Source organism: Celeribacter baekdonensis (assembly GCF_900102315.1).
GTDB classification, from domain to species: Bacteria; Pseudomonadota; Alphaproteobacteria; order Rhodobacterales; family Rhodobacteraceae; genus Celeribacter; species Celeribacter baekdonensis.
This window is the reverse complement of the sequence record NZ_FNBL01000010.1, coordinates 20,979-43,701: the sequence shown is the minus strand read 5'-3', so window position 1 is coordinate 43,701 and position 22,723 is coordinate 20,979. Positions and strand designations below refer to the sequence as shown.

Sequence of the window (22,723 nt, the reverse complement as noted above, 5' to 3'; positions counted from 1 at the left end):
AAAATCGAAGATGCGCACCGACGCCATGACGTTAAAGCAATTGCGGTCGTTGATATCTGTCGCGCGCACCGGTTCACTGACACAAACCGCACGATTCCTGAATCAGACACCTCCCACAATTCACAGTCAGATCAAGAACTTGGAGGTTGCCGCCGGTCAGGAGCTGGTGAGCCGGGCCACCGATGGAAGCGGGTTTTACCTGACTCGGGCCGGAGAGGCCCTACTGATTGCGGCGCACCGGATAGAGGCGAATTTGTCGCATGCTGAGCGGCAGTTGCAGGCTCTGTCCCAAGGCATGGCCGGGAATGTTGTCCTCGGAACGGTGTCCACTGCCAAATATTTTGCGCCCCGTCTGGTGCGGCTGCTTCAAGATGCCGTCCCTGATATTGATGTCGAACTGAGAGTCGCCAATCGCAGCGAAGTTATCGCCGCCATCGAAAGAGGCGAATACGATCTGGCGATCATGGGCCGTCCGCCGCGCAGCGCCATGAGCCGGGCGGTCCCATTGGGACCGCATCCGCACGGTATTGTCCTGCCTCCCGATCACCCATTGGCTGAGCAGGACGGCTTTGATCCCAACACCTTGCTGGCCGAGACCTTTCTAAGCCGCGAAGACGGCTCGGGCACACGCATCCTGATGGAACGGTTCATTGATCGGCTGGCAGAAAGTCACAGGCCAAAACGCGTGGTCATGTCGTCGAATGAAACGATCAAACAGGCCGTGATTGCCGGTTTGGGCGTCGGATTTCTGTCGCTGCACACGATCCATGACGAGCTTGCCCAAGGGCGACTGAAGCTGTTGCGCGGACAGGGCCTGCCGGTCATGCGTCACTGGTATCTGATGTACGGCAACGAGGAGGGCAGCGAACCCTCCAAGGCTGCGCGGCGCTGTGCAAAGGAGATTGAATCCCTGAACGGAACCTTCCTGCCTCAGATCAGCGCGTGAGTGCCGCGTAAAGCTGGGGCAGTCGTTCTGGCAGTCGCTCCACCCTCTCCAGGATCATGGCACTGTTCGGGCCAAATATGCGACGGACATAGGTATCGGCGCCGGGATCAAGCGTCAGGCAAAACGGTGTGACGCCGACGTGCTGCGCCTCTTCCACCGCACGGCGGGTGTCAGCACGCAGATATTGTGGATCGCGCACGTCGATGTCGGAGGGGGCCCCGTCGGTCAGCACCAGCATCAGCTTGCGGGTCGCTTTCACGTTCCGCATTTGCGCGGTCGCATGGCGGATCGCGGTGCCCATCCGTGTCGAGAGCCGACCCTCGGCCCCCATCAGGCGCGCCGTTGCCATTGCGTCCCACGGCTGATCGAAATCCTTGAAGCGTTCATAGTAGACCTGCGCGCGCCCGTCCGAGCAAAAGCCGTGAATGGCGAAGGCGTCGCCAACCCGGCTGATCGCCTCGGACAGTAGAACACAGGCCGATTTCGTCAGATCCATGACGGTGCTTTCGTCATCCACCGGATCATTGGTGGATTCCGAGAGGTCCAGCAACACCATAACCGCCGTATCGCGGGTCTTGCGCACCTGCCGCATCATCACGCGCGGGTCCGGCTGGCGTCCCATGCGAATATCAATGGCGGCGGCAATGGCGGCGGCGATGTCGATTTCGTCGCCATCCTCCAGCTTGCGGATACGTTGCACACCCTGTGGGCGCATGGCGTCCAAACGGTGCTTGAGCCGCTGCATCACGGGCCGGTGTTTGTTCAGGACAGCCGCCGCCTCGGCAGGATCACCCAGTTTGGGACGGCGTTCCAGTACCGTCGCCCAAGCGGGGCGCAACATCTGGATGGTGTGGTCAAACTCGTCATAAAGGACAGGGGGCGCGACGGGTGCCTTGCCCTCTTTCTCGTTGACGCTCTGGCCATCGTCGTCGAACAATTCCGCCGATTGCACCCAGATTTCCTGCGCGTCCTCGCCGGCGGTTTCGACCTCGACTTCGTTGACCATCTCGCTCACCGAGACATATTTGCGCAGCTGTGGCGGCGGTATGTAGCCCGTGTCAAATTCCAGCTCCTCGAACGCCCATAGCAACCGGTTGTCACAGCGATAGGGGCAGGACGGGTGATCCGCATAGGCCGAATAGGGGGTCGAACGCAGACGATCGGCAAGCTGTAGCCCCAAATCGCGGGCGGCGTCGATATCTGTCAGGTCGAGCGCCACGAACGCATTTTGAACCCACGCTGCCCGTTCGCTTTCGGCGGGGGCCTCAGTCAAAAGCAACGCGCGCGCAATGCGGTCGAATTCACCCGCGATACCAGTGCCGGTCTCGGTGTGGAACCGCGCCCACAGATCCCGCAGCCGGGGCAGACGCGCGATGGCCAGGGCCTCGGCGCGGGCGTCCTCGATCAATCCGATGCAGGTGGATTGCAGCGCGTTCAATCCTTCGCCCTGTATCGGTTTGCGCAGACAGGCCAGATGAGCCGCCAAATGCGCGGACTGTGCGCGGAACAGGTCCAGTGCCGGTTGGCCGTGCCAGTCATCCAGCGCGTCCGGCAGGTGCAGGCTGAAGCTTTCGTAATAGGGCCGCAGTCCGGTACGATCCTCGAAATCGCCTGCGGTGGGCGTGATCATGAAATCCCGGCCCCAAAGCGCACGCAGATACATCATGAGCCGCCGCTGCACGTCGACCAGAAGAGTGCCCTTGCGTTCGCGCTGGATGACGGCGCGCGTTTCCTCGCTGTCCAGCGAGAAGTAGCGCAGCAGTTCCTTATAGTCGGTGCGGTGGGCATCCACGCCCCAATCCGCCCAACGACGCAGCCCGCCCAGAGTGAGCACTTCGAGAAGCTCCGTCAGGTGATCCAACATGGGCCGGACAGCGCGCGGAGCGCGTGCCAAGAGATGTTCGATAAAGCGCAGGTATTGCAGGAACAACGTCGCATCGCCAAGGCGGCGGGCGGCAACGGGTGCGGTGTCGAGCAGTCGGGCAATGACGGTGCCCGAAGTGCGCGAGGCAAAGCCGAGGATCAGCGGCAGCAGTTCGGTCAGAACATCCTCGCCAAGATCATGCGCGAGGGCCGGAGCCGCCGCGATCCAGGCAAGGACCGGATCGTCCCCGCGGCCCAATCGTGCCAGTGCCGCCACGCCGCGCAGCCATGTCTCAAATGCTTTCGGCGACAGTTTGCGTCGCGCATCGGGCAGGGCGGCGAACAGTGCTTTTTTGACCGGCGCGGGAAGGCTGTCCCCGAGATCCGCATGACCTTCGGGGAGGGTTTCAGAACCAGGTTGAGACGGCAGCATCAAGTGCATCCCGCATGTCAGGGTCATCGGTGATCGAATGGACCAGCGCCATGGAACAGGCCGCCTTGGGTGCGATTCCACCTTTGATGAGGCGGCCCGCGTGGATCAGCATCCGGGTCGACACCCCTTCGTCCAGACCGTGCCCTTTGAGGTTGCGCGACCTTGCGCCGATCTCGACCAGCTTTTGTGCTGTGTCAGCGTCTACTCCGGCTTCATGCGCCACGATTTCGGCCTCGACGTCCGGTCCGGGCCAGGTGAAATCCATTGCGCCGAAGCGTTGCTTGGTGGATTGTTTGAGGTCCTTCATCAGCGACTGATAGCCGGGATTGTAGCTGATCACGATCAGGAAATCGTCGTGTGCCTTCAACAATTCACCCTTCTTTTCCAAAGGCAGAACCCGGCGGTCGTCCGTGAGTGGATGTATAGCAACCGTCGTGTCCTGCCGCGCCTCAACCACCTCATCCAGATAGCAGATCGCGCCATGACGGGCGGCAAAGGTCAGCGGCCCGTCCTGCCAGCGCGTGCCATTGGCATCCAGAAGATAGCGCCCGATCAGGTCCGAGGCGGTCATATCTTCGTTGCAAGCCACGGTGACCAAGGGGCGGCCCAGTTTCCAGGCCATGTATTCGACAAACCGGGTTTTGCCGCAGCCTGTCGGGCCCTTCAGCATCACCGGGATGCGGGCGTCCCAAGCCGCCGTGAACAGGGTGATCTCGTCCCCCGTCTCACGCCAGTAAGGCGCTTCGCTCACGCGAAAGTCTTCAAGTACGTCTTTCATGGCTGACTCCTCGCGACACGTCGACTGTTGTGCCCGGCCCGCATGATCGCGGGCCGGGCCTTGTTTCAAACCATTTTGCCGCGGTGAACGACCATGTTCGCGCCCTGGCTTTGGGTGAAATTGTCATAGCCCAAAAGGCGGACATGGTGTTTGGGATTGGCGGTGTGGCATTCTTCGATCTCGGCAAGGATTGCGTCGACATCGGTTTCACCAAACATCGGCAGCTTCCACATGTACCAGTAGTAGTCCATGGCGTTTTCCGGTTCGGTGTGTTCGATCGCCGGGTTCCAGCCGTTATCGACGATCCATTGGACCTGTGCCCGGATCTGGTCCTTGGTCATTTCCGGCAGGTAGGAAAATGTCTCCATCTTGCGGCTTGCAGGATCGGAAAGACGCGACGGGTAGTCTTGAATGGTGCTCATTGTCTTGGTCCTTTTCTCTGGGTTCGAGTGATCAGCGGTGCTGAACGTCAAGTTTGTCGACGGTATCGAACTCGAACTTGATCTCTTTCCAGGTCTCCATCGCGGCTTTCAGCTCGGGTGAATGTTTGGCGGCTGCGGTCAGGATTTCCTTGCCTTCCTTCTCAAGCTCACGGCCTTCGTTGCGGGCCTGAACACAGGCCTCAAGCGCCACGCGGTTGGCGGCCGCACCGGCGGCGTTGCCCCAAGGGTGGCCCAGCGTGCCGCCGCCGAACTGTAGAACCGAGTCGTTGCCAAAGATCGAAACCAGCGCCGGCATATGCCAGACGTGGATGCCACCCGACGCCACGGGGAAGACCCCGGGCATGGCCCCCCAGTCCTGATCGAAAAACACGCCCATAGAGCGGTCTTCCGGGATGAATTTGTCGCGCATCAGGTTGATCCAGCCCAGGGTTGCGTTGCGGTCGCCTTCCAGCTTGCCCACAACGGTGCCCGAATGCAGGTGATCGCCACCCAGCAGGCGCAGAAGCTTGGCCAGCACACGGAAGTTGATGCCGTGGTTCGGGTTGCGATCCATCACGGCGTGCATGGCGCGGTGGACGTGCAACAACATGCCATTGTCACGGCACCATTTCGAGAGCGAGTTGTGCGCTGCCCAGCCCATGGTCAGGTAATCCGACATGATGATCGGAGAGCCAAGCTCCTTGGCAAACTCGGCGCGCTTGAACATCTCTTCCACCGTGCCGGAGGTGACGTTCAGATAGTGCCCCTTGCGCTCACCGGTCTCGGCCTGGGCCTTTTCAATCGCTTCCTGACAGAACAGGAAGCGGTCACGCCAGCGCATGAACGGCTGTGAGTTGACGTTTTCGTCGTCCTTGGAGAAATCCAGACCACCGCGCAGCACTTCATAGACCGCGCGGCCGTAGTTCTTGGCCGACAGGCCCAGCTTTGGTTTGATGGTGCAGCCCAGCAGCGGACGGCCATATTTGTCCATCTTGTCACGCTCGACCTGAATGCCATGCGGCGGGCCGAAACAGGTTTTCACGAACCAGATCGGGAAACGCACGTCTTCGAGCCGCAAGCTGCGCACGGCCTTGAAGCCAAAGACGTTGCCAACGATCGATGTGAAGACGTTGACGACCGAACCTTCCTCGAACAGGTCGGCGGGATAGGCAATGAAAGCATAGAACGCGTCATCCTGTCCCGGCACGTCCTCGATGCGGTAGGCGCGCCCCTTGTAGTGGTCGAGGTCGGTCAAGAGGTCGGTCCAGACGGTCGTCCATGTTCCCGTCGAGCTTTCGGCGGCGACGGCGGCCGCGGCTTCTTCGCGCGGGACGCCGTCTTGCGGGATGACTTTGAAGACAGCAAGGATATCGGTTTCCTTGACCGAATATTCCGGTTCCCAGTACGTGGACCTGTAGTCCTTCACCCCGGCGTCATATTTTTTCTTGGTTGCTTGCATGTTCATGTCTTTTGATCTCTTCCCGATGGCTATTGCTTTGAGGAAGGGAACCACATCCTATGAATATAAAAAAATGAATTGTTTTTATCCTCAGAATAAGCAATCGTCTATTCATGAGATACTCGCTTAGACAAATGCAGATTTTTCGGGAGGTTGCGGCGCATCTGTCTTATACGCGCGCCGCTGAAGCCCTCAACCTGACCCAGCCCGCAACATTCGCGCAGGTCCGCCAGCTTGAAGACCATCTTGGCCAGAAACTTATCGACCGTCTGGGGAAGTCTCTGTCACTCACTCAAGCCGGTGAGATCGTCCTCAAATCCGCGCAGCGTTTGATCGAGGAAACCGAGAATCTGGACATGGCTTTGGCCGAGTTGCAGGGCTTGGCCAAAGGGCGGCTGCGCCTTGCCGTCGTGTCGACCGCCAAATACGATATTCCTGCCCATATCGGTGCCTATAACACCGAGTTTCCCGGAATAGAGATCGCCTTGACTGTCGGAAATCGGGAGGAACTGCTGTCCCGTTTCGCAAGTAACGCCGACGATCTCTATATTCTGGGCACTCCGCCACAAGACATGGACGCGGTGGTTGAGCGGTACTCCGAAAACCCCCTGGTCGTGATCGCGCCACCGGATCATCCTCTGGCGGCGCGATCAGAGCTGACAATGCGCGATCTGGCCAACTACCCGTTTTTGATGCGCGAAAGTGGTTCGGGTACGCGGCTTGCGGCCGAGCGGAGCTTTGAGGCTGCGGGTGCCGCGCCAAATGTTCGCATGGAACTCGGGGCGAATGAATCGGTCAAACAAGGTGTCATTGCGGGTCTGGGCCTCGCGGTCCTCAGCCGTGGGACTGTAGCATTGGAGCTTCGGCACGGCTACTTGGTGGAGCTGGCCGTGGAACCCTTCCCGATCATACGCCATTGGCACGTGGTCTGGCGGAAGGAAAAAAAGCTCTCTTTGGCGGCGGAGGCCTTTGTCGAGAGGCTGTTTGCACGCGGTGCCGCGTGATCCCTGTCACATAGGCCGTAGGATACGGTCATATTTTTACGGCAATATCTTCCATGGACATTTTATGCCGGCTTCGGCCCGCGGCAGCCCAGGCTCCCTCAAGGTTGGGGATCAGGGTTGGCGATCTGTTATCGCGTTCGGTGAATGCTAAGTCCGGTTTAAATTGTTTGGTTGCTTGGGTGAATAGTAGCCACATGTGAGGCATTTTCGCCCAATTATTAGTCGACTGAATAATTTATTTACAAGCAACCGTAATTTTTACTTGTCTGAATCAGTTTGCTTAGAGATCGTTGTTATACGAACAAAAACACAGCCAGTCTCAATTGGCCAAGTGATGTACATATCCAACAGGAGCGCACTATGAAGAAGGACATCGTTTCCCAATCTTCCCTATCCCGCCGTTCGCTGCTGCGCGGTGCTGCCGGGGCTGGGCTATTGCTGTCAGCGCCCGGCCTCATCGGTCGCGCGCATGCACAGTCCGGCGACGCTATTCGCCTCGGAGCCCCGTTCCACCGCACCGGCATCGGTGCCTCTTATGGGCGCTGGTATGAACGCACAGCAAACGCCGCCCTTCAATTGATCAACGAACAGGGTGGCATCAACGGTATGCCGGTCGAAATGATCGTTGAGGATGATGGCACCGACCCGAAACGTGGCGTGGAGGTGATGGAGAAATTCGCGACCGAACACAAAGTCGACGCTGTTTTCGGTCACCTCTATTCCCACGTCGTCGCCGCCACAGCGCCGCGCGCGGGCGAATTGAAAATGCCGTATTTCCTCTGCTCTGAGGCGCACACTCTCGCGTCCGGCGCGTTCAGCCGCTATTGTTTTCAACCCTCGATTACCGATGTGAAAAGCCAAGTCGTCTCGATGGCGCCGTGGATTTCCAACAATCTGGGCAAGAAAATCACCCTGATCTACCCGGATTTCAACTTTGGCTATGATCACCGCGACAACATGACTGCCGCGATTGAAGCGCAGGGTGGCGAAGTTGTGGCATCGATCGCGATTCCGCCGACCGAGACCTCCTTTACCCGCTACATGCCGAAAATTCCGTTTAACACCGAAGCGATCTATCACGTGATGGTGGGCCCGGCTGTTCTGACCTTTGTGAAAGAACTGGGCGAGCATCTTGGTAAAAACCGCCCGGAAATCTTCGGCTTTATCGACAGTCTCGAAGGTGTGGATATGAATATTCCACAGCTTGAGTACCTCGAAGGCACCTACTTCTGGGAAGCCATGCCGCGCTATGCACAGGCAAATCAAACCGAGTTTGACAAGTTCTTCCGTGAAAAAGTTGGCGTGGATTCCAATGGTGCCTCGCTTGACGATCCGAAAGACATCGCGACCTACGCGCATATGTTCTCCGTCTGGGAGACCTTGTTTGCGATGAAGGCGGCGATGGAAAAGGCCGACTACAAAGGCCCGGATCAAAAGATCGACTTCTTGGAGGCGATGGAATCCATCACCGGCTTCGAAGAATCGAACGAGTTCCCGCAGGGTGACAAGCTGTTCAACGGCAAAACGCACCAGTCCTTCGGGCATCAGAACATCTCCAAAGTCACGGATGGCAAACTCGACGTGGTGTATCGCACCACGATCGAAGAAACGCTCTACCCGGACGAGACCGACTACACGCAGATGTCATTCTGATCTCATCTCTCTGCGAAGGCTGATTCATGACGGCCTTCGCCCCTTAAACTTCAAAAAAATCGGACGGGTTTGCTTTCATCGGCAGGAACGAACCGATTGGAGTACGCACAATGGACATCGCTCCATATCTCTTGCTCGCCACATTGGAAGGGCTGGTTCAGGCTTCCGTTTTGATGCTGACGGCGCTTGGTCTTTCGCTGGTGTTTGGCGTGATGCGCGTTGTGAACGTCGCGCACGGCGAATTCTTCATGGTCGGTGCGCTGATCGCCTGGGCCTGTGGGGTCTATATCCCGGGCCCGCCTGCCGTTGGCTTTGTCATCGGCTTGGTGGTCGCGCCGCTGTTCGTTGGGGGGCTTGCCTGGTTTGCCGACTGGGCCGTTCTCAAACGTATCAATTACAACCCCGAGGGCACCATCGTCTCGACGATCGGGATGCTCTATATCATCCAACAATTCGCGCTTTTGACCTTTGGTCCCGATGCGCGCGCCGTCGATGCGCCGTTCTACTACACGATCCGCACGCCTTGGTTTGGGTATTCGAGTTACAAGCTCTTTATCATTGTGATCGCCTTGGCGCTTGTCGCCGGTCTGTGGTTCATGCTGCGCCGCTCCAAAGTCGGTTTGCTGATGCGGGCCACCCAGTTTGACAAAGAAACTGCACAGAATTTTGGCATTCCCGTGGACAAGGTCTACTCCGCTGTCTTCGCCATTGGTGCCATGCTGGCCGCCATCGGGGGGGTGCTCGTGGTTCCGAACCAACAGGCGCATTACCTGATGGGCACCGATCCGCTGCTTCTGTCTTTTGTGGTCGTCATCGTCGGTGGTCTGGGCTCGATTCCGGGCACCATTGCCGCCGCCGTTCTCATCGGCCTCTCCGATGGTTTGCTCTCTGTGTTCTTCTCGCCAACACTGGCCAAAATCGTATCGACACTGCTCGTTGCCATCGTTCTGGTGTTCAAACCGCAGGGCCTGTTCTCCGGAAAAGGAGCGCGCGCATGAGCCTGCACTCCACAGAAATTTCCTCTGTCAAGGCCGCGAAAGCGGCTGAGGCGGAGAAAGGGAAGGATCGCTTCATGATCATCCACAATGGCAGGTTATTTGCCCTGTCTCTCGCCACACTGTCCGTGCTCTTTGTGTTGCAATTTGCCTTGAGTGACTATCTGGTTCTCGCTTTGACCCGTATTTTGATCATGTCGATCTTCGCCATGGGTTATAATATGTTGATGGGCTACACGGGTCTCCTGAGCCTCGGACATGCGATGTTCTTTGGCTTTGGGCTCTATGCGGCCGGGTTGTCGAGCTACTATTTCGGCACATCCCTACCCGTGTCCTTTGTCATCGCGATTGCCACCTCTTTGGTGTTCTCCTTCATCATCGGGCTTTTGGCGCTGCGCACCGAGGGCGTGTCCTTTATGATCGTCACCTTGATGTTCGCCCAGGCGGCCTATTTGGCGACGCTCTATTTCTCGAAAATCACTGGCGGCGATCAGGGCCTGACCCTGCCGACCGACGCGCGTTCCTTCTCCTTGCTCGGGGCCAATTTTGACATGACCTCGGATGTGGTGCGTTTCAATCTGGCGTTCGGTATCTTTGCCGTAGTGCTGATTTTCTTTTTCTTCGTCACCCAAGGCCCACTTGGCCGCCTGTTCACTGCCGTGCGCGAAAACGAACCGCGCACCCAGATGTTGGGCTTTGACACCTACCGCGTGCGCCTTGCGGCCTTCACCCTGTCGGGCACCGTTTGTGGCCTTGCTGGCGCACTCTACGCCCTGATGTTTGGCTATATTGGCTCGGCCTTTGCGGGGTTTCACTACTCGATCGAGGCGCTTTTGTTCACCCTCGTCGGTGGTCCCGGCACGCTTTTGGGTCCGCTTTTGGGCACCGGCATCATGACCATGCTCATCGACCGTCTGAGCGGCATCACCACCGCCTATCTGATCATCATCGGGATCATCCTCATCGTTGTGAACATGTGGTTCCCCAAAGGCATTCTTGGCACCATTCGTGAAAGGTGGGTCCCATGGCTGAAGTAACTCTTCTTGAAACGCGAGGTCTTGCGCGCCATTTCGACGGGCTCAAAGCGGTGGATGGGGTGGATTTCACCCTCAACGTCGGAGAAATCCGCGCCATCATCGGGCCGAACGGGGCGGGCAAATCCACTTTCGTGAGCCTGCTCTCCGGGCGCATCCCCCCCTCTGCAGGTCAGGTGTTCTTTGACGGCAAAGATGTCACCAATCTTCCGGCGTTCAAACGCGTGCGCCTCGGCATCGCCTATACGTTTCAGATCACCAACATCTACCCCAGTCTGACCGTGTTGGAAAACATCGAAATCGCGGTTCAAAACCGGCTTAAACCGTCGCTGTTTGGTGGTGCGAGCGAAGCGCAAATTCAGTCCGAGGCGGCCCTCGCCGCACAGGCTGTCGGGCTTGGCGACCGGATCGGGGACACGGCGGGCAACCTCGCCTATGGTCACCAGCGTCTGCTGGAAGTGGCGATGGGGCTTGGTCTTGAACCGAAGTTATTGATCCTCGATGAACCCACACAGGGCCTCTCGGATGCCGAAATCAAGAACTTTATCGAGGTGGTGAAACGGGTCAACGAAGCCGCCACCGTGTTGATTATCGAACACAATATGGACGTGGTTTTGGCGTTGGCCGACCGAATTACCGTGCTCGAACGCGGTCGTCTTTTGGCCGAAGGCACGCCGGATGAAATCGTCGAAAACGTCGCCGTGCAGGCCGCCTATTTGGGAGAACCGGCATGAGTATGATGTCTGTTAAAGGCTTTGACGCCTTCTATGGTCGCAGTCAGGCGCTGCGCAATTTTTCGATTGAGTTGAAAAGTGGCGAGGTGCTTTGCCTTTTGGGGCGCAATGGCGCGGGCAAAACCACAGCGCTGAAAACCATCATGGGCACGGTGCGCCCGGCGGCGGGTACGCTGATGCTCGACGGCAAGGATTTGACCGGCGTGCCAGCCAAGGACATTCCCCGCGCGGGCATCGGCTATGTGCCGCAGGGACGGCGGTTGTTCACCGAGTTGACGGTTTGGGAAAACCTCGAAATCGGTCTGTGGACCCGCAACACCGACGTCAGCGCGCTCGATCATGCGTTGGAACTTTTCCCGGTGCTCAAAGAGCGGATGACTCAGCGCTCCGGCACTTTGTCGGGCGGCGAACAGACCATGTTGGCCATGGCGCGCGCCATGTGCATCAATCCCTCGGTGATCATGCTTGATGAGCCGACCGAAGGCCTGATGCCCTCTGCCATTGCCGGGATCCGCGATGCGGTGATCAGGCTGCGTGACGAAGGTGTCGCCGTGCTTTTGGTAGAACAGCGTGTCGACGCCGTTCTTTCCATCGCCAATCGCGTCGCCTTTATGGACCATGGCGAAATCAAAGCCGAATTCGATATCGAAGAGGTGCGCGCCAACCCGGAGCTTCTCCACCACTATGTGGGGGTCGGTCGCTAGGCCGTCCTCCCTCCGTCCTCCAAACGGGAGCAAAATATGAACCAGTTTAGCCCTGCCGACCTGTCCCCGGATCGCGAACTTATGTCGGAACCGATCCGCTCTACATATGACTTTATCGTCTTTGGCGGCGGCACCGCCGGCAGCGTGGTCGCGCGTCGTCTGGCCGAGATCCAAGCGTCTCGGTCTTGTTGCTTGAAGCGGGCGGTTCTGGCCTGTCAGGCCTTTGACGACGCCTCCCTCGATAAGGTTGCTGCCAAAGCCCACGACACCGATTTCGGTCTCGCGGCCTCGATCTGGACCCGTGACATTTCCACCGCGCATAAGCTGGCGAAAAAGGTCAAAGCGGGCTCCGTTTGGATCAACCAACACAACTTTTACGATCCGGCCTTGCCGTTCGGCGATTACAAACAATCCGGTTGGGGACGTGAGCAAGGCTCTGAAGCCATCCGCACGTTCACCGAAGTGAAAGCCGTCTGCGCCGCGCTTTAAGCCGGCCTAAGGTCAGGGCGTTAGATTCCCCTCGGATCGCTCTGGCTTTCCTTTGTTTCAATAGGATGAGAGCCATGACCCTTTTGCACCTTCGTGGGTCACAGAACACAGCCCCCGTGTCGTTTGACCGCTGGTTTTTACGCGCCATGACCCGCGCCATAACCGCCGTCTTGACCGCGTTTCTCTGCGCCATGCCTGTCGTGGCCATGCCTGTCGCCGCCATGGCCCATGAGGCGGCGGGTGGGTTCATCCTGTTGATGCCAACGGAGATTTATATCTTCGGCGCGGGTCTTGCGGTTTTGGCCAGTTTCCTGATCCTCGCAATCGTCCCCGCCGCCCGGTTTCATCGCCTGTTTGCCTTAGAGGGCCGCGCGATCTCAACCGCTCCACGCCGCATCCCGACTGCGCCGCTGTCGCTCCTATCGCTCGGCTTTACCCTGTTTTTGCTCTATGCCGCACTGGCGGGATCGGATGATCCGCTGACCAATCCGATCACCCTCGGGGTGTGGACCTTGGGATGGATCGTCCTGTCTGTGGCGACGGTCGTGTTTGGCACTCTTTGGCCTTGGCTCAATCCATGGACCGGCCTGTTGCAGGTTTTGGGGCTTGGCAAACGGCCCATTTTGACCCTGCCCAAACAAATCGGATTTGGCGTCGCCCTGGTGCAGATGTTCTATCTGGTTTGGATTGATCTGATCTCGCTTTATGCCACCGATCCAGAGGCCTTGTTCGTGCATGTGTTGTGGTTTTTGGTGCTCAATGGCTTTGGCATGATCCTGTTTGGCACAGCGGAATGGACACGGCGCGCGGAGCCTTTGCATGTGCTTTTTGCCCTGCTCGCGATCCTCTCGCCCTTCTGCACTCAAGGCGGTAAGTTGCGTTTGGTGTTCCCAGGTGCGCGCGTGTTGCGTGACGCACCGCTCTCATTGAGTGCCAGCGCCTTTGTCATTTTTATGCTGGCCTCCGGCACGTTCGATGGGGTGTCATCCACGTTTAAATGGTTGCAGCTTTTGGGCGTGAACCCGCTTGATTTTCATGGCCGCTCTAGCGTGATGTGGCCCAACTCTTTGGGACTGGTCGGGGCCTTTGTCTTGGTCGCTTTGGTGTTTTGCAGTGCGATTTGGCTGGGCGGTTGCATAGCCCAAAGCACCGTGTCCTTTGCCGAGCTCGCCGGGCGCTGTGTCTATACATTGGTGCCGATCTATGTGGCCTATATGCTGTCGCATTTTGCCACCCGCCTGATCATGGATGCGCAATATCTGTGGATTGTGCTCTCTGATCCTTTGCACAAGGGCTGGGATATTTTCGGCACCGCCCACGGCCATCCGAGCCAATCCATGTTCAACACCGAATCGGGTATTCATCTGATCTGGGCGTTTCAGACCGGGGTGATCACGCTTGGTCATATCGTCGCCGTGTTCATGGCTCATGCCGTCGCCTTGGACACTCATCGCCGCCCGCGCGATGCGGTTTTGGGCCAGGTGCCGTTGGCGCTTTTGATGGTCGGATATACTTCGCTCGGGCTGTGGCTGCTTGCCGCGCCGCGTCTGTGAGGGGGGGGAGAAGTCATGCTCTGTCTTCCGCCGGAGGATTTTTGGGGTTTCTCGCGCAAGCCTGTGAAATTTCTGCATTTCGCGTTTGAAAATGCTTTCGTGATCCGCTTTTATTTGTTAGCATACTAACAAATAATACCATCCACAAATCGCACAAGGATTCCAAAAATGGATGAGATCGAACATATCGACATTGCCGTCATCGGTGCAGGTCTTGGGGGCGCCGCTGCCGCTGCACTTTTGTTGAACGCAGGCTTTTCTGTGCATACGTTTGAACAGGCCCCCGAGTTCAGCCGTCTGGGCGCGGGTATTCATGTTGGCCCGAACGTGATGAAGATTTTCCGCGAAATCGGCCTTGAACAGCGCCTGTCTGAGATCGGATCGCATCCGGATTTCTGGTTCTCGCGTGATGGCAACACCGGCGAATACCTGTCCAAAATCCCGCTCGGCGAGTATGGCCGCAAAGAATACGGCGCCTCCTATATCACCATCCACCGAGGTGATTTGCACGCCGAACAGATCAACATTCTGCCCAAGGATAAAATCCATTTTGACCACCGTCTGACCGGGATCGAAGAGCGTGACACGGATGTGCTTTTGACCTTTGCCAATGGCAACCGGATCGCCGCCAAAATCGTTGTTGGCGCAGATGGCATCAATTCGATGATCCGCGAGACGCTTTTGGGCGTTGAAAAACCGCGCTATTCCGGTTGGATCGGCCACCGCGCGCTGGTCAATATGGACAAGCTGAAATCGACCGGGATCGACTTTGAGCCCTGTGTGAAATGGTGGTGGGAAGCCTCGCGCCACATCATGGCCTATGCTACCAAGGGCGATGGGTCCGAATATTATTATGTCACCGGCGTGCCTGCCGACACATGGGATCACGACACCAGTTTTGTTGACAGTTCGCGCGCAGAGATGGAAGCGATCTTTGGCGGCTCGCATCCGATGGTGCAGGCGCTGATCGACGCGACGGAAGAGGTCACCAAATGGCCGTTCTGGAACCGAGATCCGATGAATCTTTGGAGCCAGGGCCGTCTTGTGATGTTGGGCGATGCCTGCCACCCGATGCGCCCGCATATGGCGCAAGGGGCCTGTATGGCCATCGAAGATGCCGCCGTTTTGACCCGGGCTTTGTCGATCACGGGGCTGACAGATTACACCAGCGCGTTTAAAACCTACGAGAGCACGCGCATCGAACGCGCCACCAAAGTGCAAAGGATCTCCAACGCCAACACATGGCTGAAACAGCCCGAAGACCCGGCCTGGGTCTATGGCTATGATCCGATGACGGCGGAACTGAGCTGACATAAGCGGCCCCGGAAACGGGGCTGCTTTTATGTGGGCCAGTGAGTTAAGTCAGAGGATTAAAGCTTAGGCCGCCGCATTTGAAACACCGTTTCAATCGCGGCGAAATCCTGATAGCCAAGCCTGCTCAGAGGGGCGTAGGACAAGACGTCAAAGCGGCCGTCTTTGGTCAGGCAATCGTCGCGCAAATGGATGGCCTCGACCCGCGCGAGGATCATCAGATTTCCCTCACCCTCAAGATCAATCGCCCGTGTCAGGCGGCACTCCATTGACGCAGGGGCGTGGGCGAGCCTTGGGCAATCTATGGTCTCACATTCCGCCATCGGCAATCCCAGCGCCTCAAATTCGCTTTGATCCGCCGCATAGGGCGCGGAGGAGGCATTCAACGCGTCGCGGTCCGCAAGCCCGGCAATGTTGATGCAAAATACGCCCGTTTCCAGAATATGACTGTAGCTGTCCTTGCCCTTGTCCCGATCCGGCTTGCCGCCAATGGATGAGACAATCACCTGCGGCGGCGTATAGGCCACGGCGTTGAAAAACGAATAGGGTGCAAGGTTGGTTGCGCCCGTGCTGCCGCGTGTGGATATCCATGCAATCGGGCGGGGGGACACAATGGCAGAAAACGGATCACGCGGCAGACCGGAGCCATCTCTTGTCAGGTAGAACATTACTTTACTCCTGTGTCGAAGATATTCAGGGAATTATCCCGTGCTCGGCACCTATGCGATAGGGGCGAAACTGCACAGCCTAGTCGGCTCAGGCCCCTGCGCGTTCGGTCGGTGGAGCGGCGGGAGCAACTCCGGTCAGGGGCTTTGGTCGAGCAGAGCCCGACCAAAGTCTTTTCAGGGTATAAAGTTGTATCGCTTACTGGGTCGGTTCCCCGGCGGACAGCAGGCCCGCTGAGATACCGACGCTTCCCAAAATCACCTTGGCCGGCGCACTGGGGCAGCTCCAATTTGAGGCGTCGTTCACATCGCCTTCGCCCGAATAATGCGCCTGTGCCGGATAGGGACACAGGGGCATCGAGCGGGTGACATCCCCGGCCTCAGTCAGCTTTTCAGCGGCGATGGTTGCAGGGGCCACGTCGTTTTCCACCCAGTTCTCAAGGGCTGCCAGCGTGTTGAAGCTGTCGGGGCCCGTCCCGCCGGAACAGTGACCCATTTCCGGCACCATAAAGAGGCGCGCGCTTTGCGAGAGTGCGTCATAGCCGCCTTTGCGGCGGGCAAGATCATCCACGAACCGAACGGTGCGGAACGGGCTGAGCGCATGATCGCCCCAACCGTGGTAGAGGATCATCTTTTTGCCCTGATCGAAAAAGGCTTCTGTCTCATCAAGGCCGGAACCGTTGCCATCCTGTGTCATCTTGATGAAATATGCGAGGGCATCGGACGGGATGGTGCCGTCGGCATCAATGCCAAAATCGCGCACATTGTAATCGGGGTCCTGCATCACAAGATACTGGATGATGTGGTCGGAAAACGCCCATTCGATCGGCGCAGGCGGGTTGCCGTCATTGCCCCAAGGCTCCGCCGCCGTGATGTCGTCAGCCGCAACACTTCCGCCTTGGAACAGGCTGAAGCCGCCGTCAAAGAGGACCGGGGCATAGCCGGGATAGACCAGACGGCCATCGTCGGTATGAAGCGCTGTGAAATAAGCGCGAAGTGCTGCGGCCTGCGGTTTCGTCAGACAATTGTCACTGTCCGCGCCATCGCAAATCAGGCTTTCCGGCGCAAAGGAACACGCCGCCGGATTTTGGATCATACCGTCTGTCACCCCGTCGACCGCATCACATGATGCCATGACTGCGTTCTGGATTGCGGGCAGTGTGTTGGGGAGGATCTGGGCATCGTCGGTGAGAAGCTGATTGATCTGGAAATGCTGGATTTTCAGCATGGATGAGATATCCATGAAAGCCGCGCCAGAGATGACCCCATCGAAGTCGTCGGGATACCGGGAGGCGGCAACTTGTGCCATACGACCACCTGTCGAGCATCCGCTCAAATAGGAATAGCCGGGGCTCTCGCCATAAACCGCTTGGGCAAAAGCTTTGGCCGTGTTGGTCACAACATGTGAGGCACGGTAGTAGTAATCGGCGATGGCAGGCGCATTCGGACTGCCGTCTTCGGTCAGGGCAAAGCTTGCGTCAAGACCGCTTTCGACAGTATGGCCAAGATCGGTCATGGCGGTGACATAGCCAGAGTCATTGGCGTAGGCCACATCAACCGTGTTGGCCGAAGCTTTGACAGTGCCCGCGAGGCCGCCGTTGCCCAGCATCAAAAATCGGTTATTCCATTTTTGCGGCAGGCGAATCTGAAATTTTGCAAGCCCTTCGCCGATGTCATTGCCTCTGGTAACGACCGTACCGTCAACCAGACAGGCAGGGGTTCCCGAGGCTGTCGCAGTTGCCTCGGTGACCGTCACCCCGTCAATATCGTAGGATTGTAGGGCTGATACCGAACATTCAAAGGCAAATGCGCCTGTTGCTGCGCATAACTGCGCCGTTATGAGTCCTGTGATAAGGACACCTTTAGTGTGCATGTTTTTCATCTCCATGTTGGGAAGGGAGCGCGCAAGATGGCGCGGTATGGCCCGTTTCGGGTCCGATTGGGGCCACCCTTCTTGTGGGATGTGCCCGGTCTTCAGGCTGGCTGAGAGACGATTTATAAGTGGTTCAGCCAAGTTAGAATGTCGGCCGTGTCGGTGACATCGGCGTATTTCTGATCCATGTCGTAGAGGTTGGCCTCATGCGGTGCCTTGGCGCGATCCGCGCAGCAATCGTGCGGCACGAGCACATTATAGCCCGCCTGCACCGCATCGACGACAGTCGCGCGCACACAACCTGATGTGGTCGCTCCAGTCACCACAACCGTGTCCACACCCGCGCCGGTCAACAGCGCATTCAGCGTTGAGCCGAAAAACGATGAGGCGCCTTTCTTGGTGACAATCGCATCCTCGGGCTGAATGCCTGTGGCGGCGTCGATTTCCACCAACCGTGTGCCTTCGATCAGTGCGCGCATGCCAGTGGCCTTTTTCAACCATGGGAGCTTGTCCAACTCGCCGGGGTGATAGGCGATGGTGGTGAAAATCACCGGATATCCCTTGGTGCGCGCCAGATCGCAAATCTCTTTGGTCTTGGCCATCTGGGCGGTGGCATCCGAGGCCGTCGGGTATTGCACATCCGTGAACCCGTAGGAGAAATCCACCACGATGATGCCTGGGCGTATCCCGCGCGGAACCGACGCGCCAAAGCCTGCGGCCTTATAGGTGTCTTGCTGCGACATGGACGTCAGTCCTTTGTGTGAAAGGGTGTTGTGAGGTTCGGGCGGTCTCTGGAAGGGGGGGAACCGAGGCCGCCCTGGGGAGTGCGAGAGGCAGAAAACCCCTCAGTTGCGCTCCATCTGAATCTCTTTGACCACGATGTCGCCGTCGATCACGACCGGTTCGTCATCCAAGAACAAAGAGCAATTGCGCATCGGGATGTCGAGATGACAGGCGGTGTCATTCGGCCCGCCCAGCTCGTTGTTTGGACCCGTCGAGAACATCACGTTGCCGTAGAAACTGCGCGGTTCCATACCCATACCGCCCGGGAAAGCCCCCGGCACCATGTTGTGCCATTTGGCGTTGGGGTTCATGCCCCAGCCGACATGGCTCATGCCAAGCCCACGTTTGTCGCCAAAGGCATCCATGTAGGATTTGACCAATTCGGCATCCAAGCCGCCACGCATATCCGTGATCCAGCCCTTTTTGATCGTGTAGGTGATCGGCGAGCTGACATACATATTCTGCGGCAAAAGCACGTCACCTGGGGCCACGACGATCGTCCCGTCTACCCCGTCATCATCGCCGCCAGTGAACACAAAACCCGATGGCCAGTGATCCCAACGCCCCGGTTCATCGGTGCAGGCGTATTCGGTGACCGCCGGGTAGGTGTTGAGTTTGTAGGTCACATCGGTGCCATGCCGTGATGTGATGCGCATGACCTTGGCCTTCGAGAGCATCTCTCCGGCGATGGTCACTTTCTCTTTGATTTCCTGCGTCGGCAACATCCGCGCCAAAAGTTCGGGTGGCTCGACTGCGGTCAAAATCCGGGTGCCAGCCGCCTGAATCGCGAATTGTTCCGGCGAGAACAACAAAAAGATACAGTCGATCAACATATCGCAATTTTTGAGCGCTTCGACTGCATCGGGCAGGGCGGCCAGCCCGGTTTGACCCACGGCCCATTCCCCGATGATCGGTGGTGCGGGCAGGCGCATGTGATACATGCTCGCGCCAAGCATCCGCCCGGCGGCCATAAACGCATCGGCATAATCAAGCCGCTCATTGCCTTGGGTCAGTACGATGAGGCGCTCATCGCTTTGCACGCCCGACATCTTGAGCTGATGCAGGCAGATTTCTGTGAAACTGGCGTGATCCATATCTGTCGTCCCTGTCCTGTCTGTTTATGTGATCGGCCTCAGGCCGTGAAATCCATGGTGGCGGCAAGGAAGCCTTCAAGGTTGTCCCAAGGGATCATGTGTCCCGCGCCCTCGACCCTGCGCACCTCCATCGACGGCAGGAGCGCTTTGAGTTCCGCCTCATCCTCGTCTTGGATGACCGGCGCATTGCCCGCGATCACAAGCCGGGTGGGGATTGTGAGTTTCGGCACATCGGCGTGAATGTCGTCGGTATGAAACCCGTCATAGGCGGTGCGGATCGCGCCCCAATGACAGGTGTGCAGCCATTCGGCCCGCAGCGCGAGTTGGTCGTCGCTCCATGTCGGGCAATAGGCGCGCATGTCCTCTTTGGTGCACCCCTTCACTGCCATTTTGATCGAATTGCCATACCAGGCCCAAGGCGAAGGGTAGGCGCGGCGGTTTGGGCCGGACACGGGCGGATCCAGAAGGATCGCACCTTTGAACGCATCGGTGACGGTGGCCGCCGCACGGATCGCGGTGCGCGCGCCCATCGAATGGCCCATGACGATGGGTTGATCCAAGATCTCGGCCAGGGCCAACGCATCCGCCGCCATGGCGTCGAGCGTATAATCCAGATCGCCGGTCTCACTGAGACCTCGCCCGCGCACATCAAGAACATGGACATCAAACGCCGCCGCGAGGCGTTCGGCCACAAACCCCCATGTCAGCGCCGGAGAGGTGATCCCCGGGATGAGCAAAAGCGTCGGACCCGAGCCCTCATAGCGGACCAAATGATGACGAATGCCATTGGCGTGAACGTTATATCCGTATCCCATCTCAACTCTCCTCAATACGCGCCGGACAAAAGCGTCCCGCCACCCGGCACACGCGTGTCGAGGTTCAACTCTTTGAGCATTTGCCATGTCGTGGCGATGGCGGCAGTCAAAACCGGTTTGCCGGTGATCGCCTCGGCCATGGAAACGGCCGGCAGTGACGGCATTTGTACGCAAGCCGACAGCACCACGGCGTCCACATCGTCGGTTTTCAACCGCTTGACGATCTCCGGCAGGTTCATCGGATCATGCGCCGCAACAGCCAAATTGTCCTGGATTTCAAGCGCGATGTAATCGCTGACCTCGATGCCTTCGTTGCGGATATACTCCACCACCATTTCGGTCAGCGGCAACATGTAGGGCGCGACAAGGGCAATGCGTTTTGCGCCGAGCGCCCGGATGCCTTCGATCAGCGCCCCTGCCGAGGTCACGACCGGGGCGGGGGCGTCATTGTCGGCGGCAAGCTGTGCCAGACGCGGGCCTGACACGCAGTGGTAGCCTTTGCCCATGGACATGATCGCCACGAGACAGGCGTAGCCCATCACGTCGACCTTGGCATCGGACAGTTCAAGTGCGCAGCGGTCGCTGTCCGCGTCCATTTTCGCGAGTTCTTCCTTGGTCACATGCTTCATGCGCATCCTTGAAGAGTGAAAGGTGAACCGCTCCGGCGCAATGGCTTCGCGGGCTTTCAACAGGGCTGGAATTTCCGTTTCCATGGTGACGTTTGAACTGGGTACGATTTGCCCGATACGAAAGCTTTTCAATTGCGTGTCTCCGCTGTGATGTTAGGAGCACGTTAAATTAATCATATGTATAATAACAAGTCTAAATATTGAGCAGAAATAGGACTTATTCTGCTGTGGGTTAGCTTTGGATCAGGGGGCCGCGCGCATGCCTGCGGACAGGAATGTCACCAGTTGGTGCAGCATGTCTTCTTTTCCGAATCCATTCAGATGCCCGTCAGTCAGGTCGTCCAAACGCCCCAAATCATTAAGCATGAAGAGATAGGTGCCGACCAAAAAGGCCATGCGAGTCGAAATCAAATCGCGCGGAATCTGTGGCAATGCATCGCACAATGCGCTGATGTAGCGTTTAACGGAGGCGTCGTAGACCTCTCGGCGCAGACGCAGGGCATGTTCTTCGGGCTCGGCGTGGAGTCGTGCTTGCAACGCGACGAAAGCCGCGCCGTTGGGGCCGGAATATTTCATATCCCACTGAGGCTTAAGGTAGGCCAAGAGAATATCTTCGACCTCGGGATGTGGCGTTTTTTCCAAAAGCCGGTCGAGATTGACATGGCGATGCCCGGCCAAAAACCCGCCACGCCGCAGGAAACAGGCGTCAAACAGATCCGCTTTCGACCCAAAGTAATAGCGCGTCAAAGCTTGGTTCACATTGGCGCGCCCGGCGATGTCGCGCAGGCTTGCGCCCTCAAATCCAAATTCCGCAAAGGCCAGTTCCGCCTGATCGAGAATCACATCACGCAAATCTTCGCTTTTGGACGGGCGACCGGGTTTGCGGCTCTGAGAGAGTTTGGAGGCCGTTGCCATACTGTAAACCTTTAACGCGTTTGGGTCGGTAAAAATTATCTAACTGTATAGTCAGGTGAGCTTTTTGAGCAGGGCGACAAATTGTTTTGCTTCATGCGGGGTCAGCGGCGCAAGCGTGTCTTCGGAAATCTGTCGCACCCGTGGCAGCGTATCTTCAATCAGAGCACGCCCCTTTTGCGTTGTGGACAACATATAGCGCCGCTTGTCTGTCGGGTCTTTTTCCATCTGGATCAAACCGCGGCTGATCAGGCGCGACACCACGCCTTTGGTGGTGGCGGCATCCATGCCAACAAGGCGTCCAAGGGCATTTTGCGACATCGGCCCGGCCTCTTTGCGCAGGCGAAACAGGGTTGAAAACTGCACCGAAGTCAGGCCGTCGACGATATGTTCGGCGAAAATACTCAAGTGGCGTTGGTTGGCAAGCCGGAGCAAATAGCCGACTTGCTCTTCAAGCACATAATGCTGTTCCTGGCTTTCAGTCATCGGTCTGAAGAATCCTTCGACGTTTTTAAAAGCTCCGCGGGGGTGCTGTGGGGTTAATGTGTAAAATCACGCAGGACGCGCAAGCACA

22 protein-coding genes are annotated in these 22,723 nt (G+C 57.9%); 10 read left to right on the top strand and 12 right to left on the bottom strand.

Features of this window, described 5'->3' with window-relative positions:
* Positions 1-10: 10 nt before the first annotated feature.
* Entirely contained in the window at positions 11-946 is a 936-nt protein-coding gene (locus BLT54_RS15510) for a LysR family transcriptional regulator (RefSeq protein WP_074646210.1), read from the top strand.
* Here BLT54_RS15510 and BLT54_RS15505 read toward each other — a convergent pair.
* From BLT54_RS15505 to BLT54_RS15490, 4 genes are all read right to left on the bottom strand, one after another.
* Complete coding sequence (locus BLT54_RS15505; RefSeq protein WP_074646209.1) at positions 936-3,242, bottom strand: VWA domain-containing protein; 2,307 nt, start codon at positions 3,240-3,242, stop codon at positions 936-938. The two genes, BLT54_RS15510 and BLT54_RS15505, sit on opposite strands and share 11 nt — an antisense overlap.
* Positions 3,217-4,020, bottom strand: coding sequence for a CbbQ/NirQ/NorQ/GpvN family protein (locus tag BLT54_RS15500; RefSeq protein WP_074646208.1), 804 nt, complete (start codon positions 4,018-4,020; stop codon positions 3,217-3,219). The genes BLT54_RS15505 and BLT54_RS15500 overlap by 26 nt, the downstream gene beginning before the upstream one ends.
* Before the next feature lie 65 nt (positions 4,021-4,085).
* Entirely contained in the window at positions 4,086-4,442 is a 357-nt protein-coding gene (locus tag BLT54_RS15495) for a ribulose bisphosphate carboxylase small subunit (protein ID WP_074646207.1), read from the bottom strand.
* Between the two features lie 31 nt (positions 4,443-4,473).
* Entirely contained in the window at positions 4,474-5,907 is a 1,434-nt protein-coding gene (locus BLT54_RS15490; protein ID WP_074646206.1) for a form I ribulose bisphosphate carboxylase large subunit, read from the bottom strand.
* Between the two features lie 128 nt (positions 5,908-6,035).
* Between BLT54_RS15490 and BLT54_RS15485 the strand changes: the two genes are divergently transcribed.
* The 9 genes from BLT54_RS15485 (at position 6,036) to BLT54_RS15445 (ending at position 15,378) form a co-directional block, all read left to right on the top strand.
* Entirely contained in the window at positions 6,036-6,905 is an 870-nt protein-coding gene (locus BLT54_RS15485; protein ID WP_083351855.1) for a LysR family transcriptional regulator, read from the top strand.
* A 360-nt stretch (positions 6,906-7,265) separates the two neighbouring features.
* Positions 7,266-8,558, top strand: a complete 1,293-nt coding sequence (locus BLT54_RS15480; RefSeq protein WP_074646204.1) for an ABC transporter substrate-binding protein — start codon at positions 7,266-7,268, stop codon at positions 8,556-8,558.
* 110 nt (positions 8,559-8,668) lie between these two features.
* Positions 8,669-9,556, top strand: a complete 888-nt coding sequence (locus BLT54_RS15475; RefSeq protein WP_074646203.1) for a branched-chain amino acid ABC transporter permease — start codon at positions 8,669-8,671, stop codon at positions 9,554-9,556.
* Entirely contained in the window at positions 9,553-10,590 is a 1,038-nt protein-coding gene (locus BLT54_RS15470; protein WP_083351854.1) for a branched-chain amino acid ABC transporter permease, read from the top strand. The genes BLT54_RS15475 and BLT54_RS15470 overlap by 4 nt, the downstream gene beginning before the upstream one ends.
* Positions 10,578-11,321 (top strand): ABC transporter ATP-binding protein, encoded by a 744-nt coding sequence (locus tag BLT54_RS15465; RefSeq protein ID WP_074646202.1) that lies wholly within the window; start codon positions 10,578-10,580, stop codon positions 11,319-11,321. The genes BLT54_RS15470 and BLT54_RS15465 overlap by 13 nt, the downstream gene beginning before the upstream one ends.
* A 2-nt stretch (positions 11,322-11,323) precedes the next feature.
* Positions 11,324-12,025, top strand: coding sequence for an ABC transporter ATP-binding protein (locus BLT54_RS15460; RefSeq protein ID WP_414632321.1), 702 nt, complete (start codon positions 11,324-11,326; stop codon positions 12,023-12,025).
* A 36-nt stretch (positions 12,026-12,061) separates the two neighbouring features.
* Positions 12,062-12,514, top strand: a complete 453-nt coding sequence (locus BLT54_RS22010; RefSeq protein WP_083351853.1) for an aldehyde dehydrogenase family protein — start codon at positions 12,062-12,064, stop codon at positions 12,512-12,514.
* Between the two features lie 74 nt (positions 12,515-12,588).
* A complete protein-coding gene (locus BLT54_RS15450) occupies positions 12,589-14,067 on the top strand; it encodes a hypothetical protein (protein WP_083351852.1) in 1,479 nt (492 codons plus the stop codon).
* A 168-nt stretch (positions 14,068-14,235) separates the two neighbouring features.
* Positions 14,236-15,378: an FAD-dependent monooxygenase gene (locus BLT54_RS15445; RefSeq protein WP_074646200.1), complete on the top strand. Its 1,143-nt coding sequence runs from the start codon at positions 14,236-14,238 to the stop codon at positions 15,376-15,378.
* A 59-nt stretch (positions 15,379-15,437) separates the two neighbouring features.
* On the opposite strand, the gene BLT54_RS15440 is transcribed toward BLT54_RS15445, so the two are convergent.
* The 8 genes from BLT54_RS15440 to BLT54_RS15405 all read right to left on the bottom strand — a co-directional run bounded on the left by BLT54_RS15440 (position 15,438) and on the right by BLT54_RS15405 (position 22,635).
* Positions 15,438-16,046: a flavin reductase family protein gene (locus BLT54_RS15440; protein WP_074646199.1), complete on the bottom strand. Its 609-nt coding sequence runs from the start codon at positions 16,044-16,046 to the stop codon at positions 15,438-15,440.
* Positions 16,047-16,242: 196 nt separating this feature from the next.
* A complete protein-coding gene (locus BLT54_RS15435) occupies positions 16,243-17,916 on the bottom strand; it encodes a tannase/feruloyl esterase family alpha/beta hydrolase (RefSeq protein ID WP_176832900.1) in 1,674 nt (557 codons plus the stop codon).
* A 122-nt stretch (positions 17,917-18,038) separates the two neighbouring features.
* Complete coding sequence (locus BLT54_RS15430; protein WP_074646197.1) at positions 18,039-18,659, bottom strand: isochorismatase family protein; 621 nt, start codon at positions 18,657-18,659, stop codon at positions 18,039-18,041.
* 102 nt (positions 18,660-18,761) lie between these two features.
* The gene (locus tag BLT54_RS15425; protein ID WP_074646196.1) at positions 18,762-19,793 is read right to left on the bottom strand and encodes a 2,5-dihydroxypyridine 5,6-dioxygenase NicX family protein; all 1,032 of its coding nucleotides are present in this window, start codon (positions 19,791-19,793) and stop codon (positions 18,762-18,764) included.
* 38 nt (positions 19,794-19,831) lie between these two features.
* The gene (locus BLT54_RS15420) at positions 19,832-20,608 is read right to left on the bottom strand and encodes an alpha/beta fold hydrolase (RefSeq protein WP_074646195.1); all 777 of its coding nucleotides are present in this window, start codon (positions 20,606-20,608) and stop codon (positions 19,832-19,834) included.
* Positions 20,609-20,619: 11 nt separating this feature from the next.
* Positions 20,620-21,369, bottom strand: a complete 750-nt coding sequence (locus BLT54_RS15415) for a maleate cis-trans isomerase family protein (protein ID WP_483862387.1) — start codon at positions 21,367-21,369, stop codon at positions 20,620-20,622.
* A gap of 111 nt (positions 21,370-21,480) precedes the next feature.
* Positions 21,481-22,152: a TetR/AcrR family transcriptional regulator gene (locus tag BLT54_RS15410; RefSeq protein WP_074646193.1), complete on the bottom strand. Its 672-nt coding sequence runs from the start codon at positions 22,150-22,152 to the stop codon at positions 21,481-21,483.
* 51 nt (positions 22,153-22,203) lie between these two features.
* Positions 22,204-22,635 (bottom strand): MarR family winged helix-turn-helix transcriptional regulator, encoded by a 432-nt coding sequence (locus tag BLT54_RS15405; protein WP_074646192.1) that lies wholly within the window; start codon positions 22,633-22,635, stop codon positions 22,204-22,206.
* Positions 22,636-22,723: the final 88 nt, after the last annotated feature.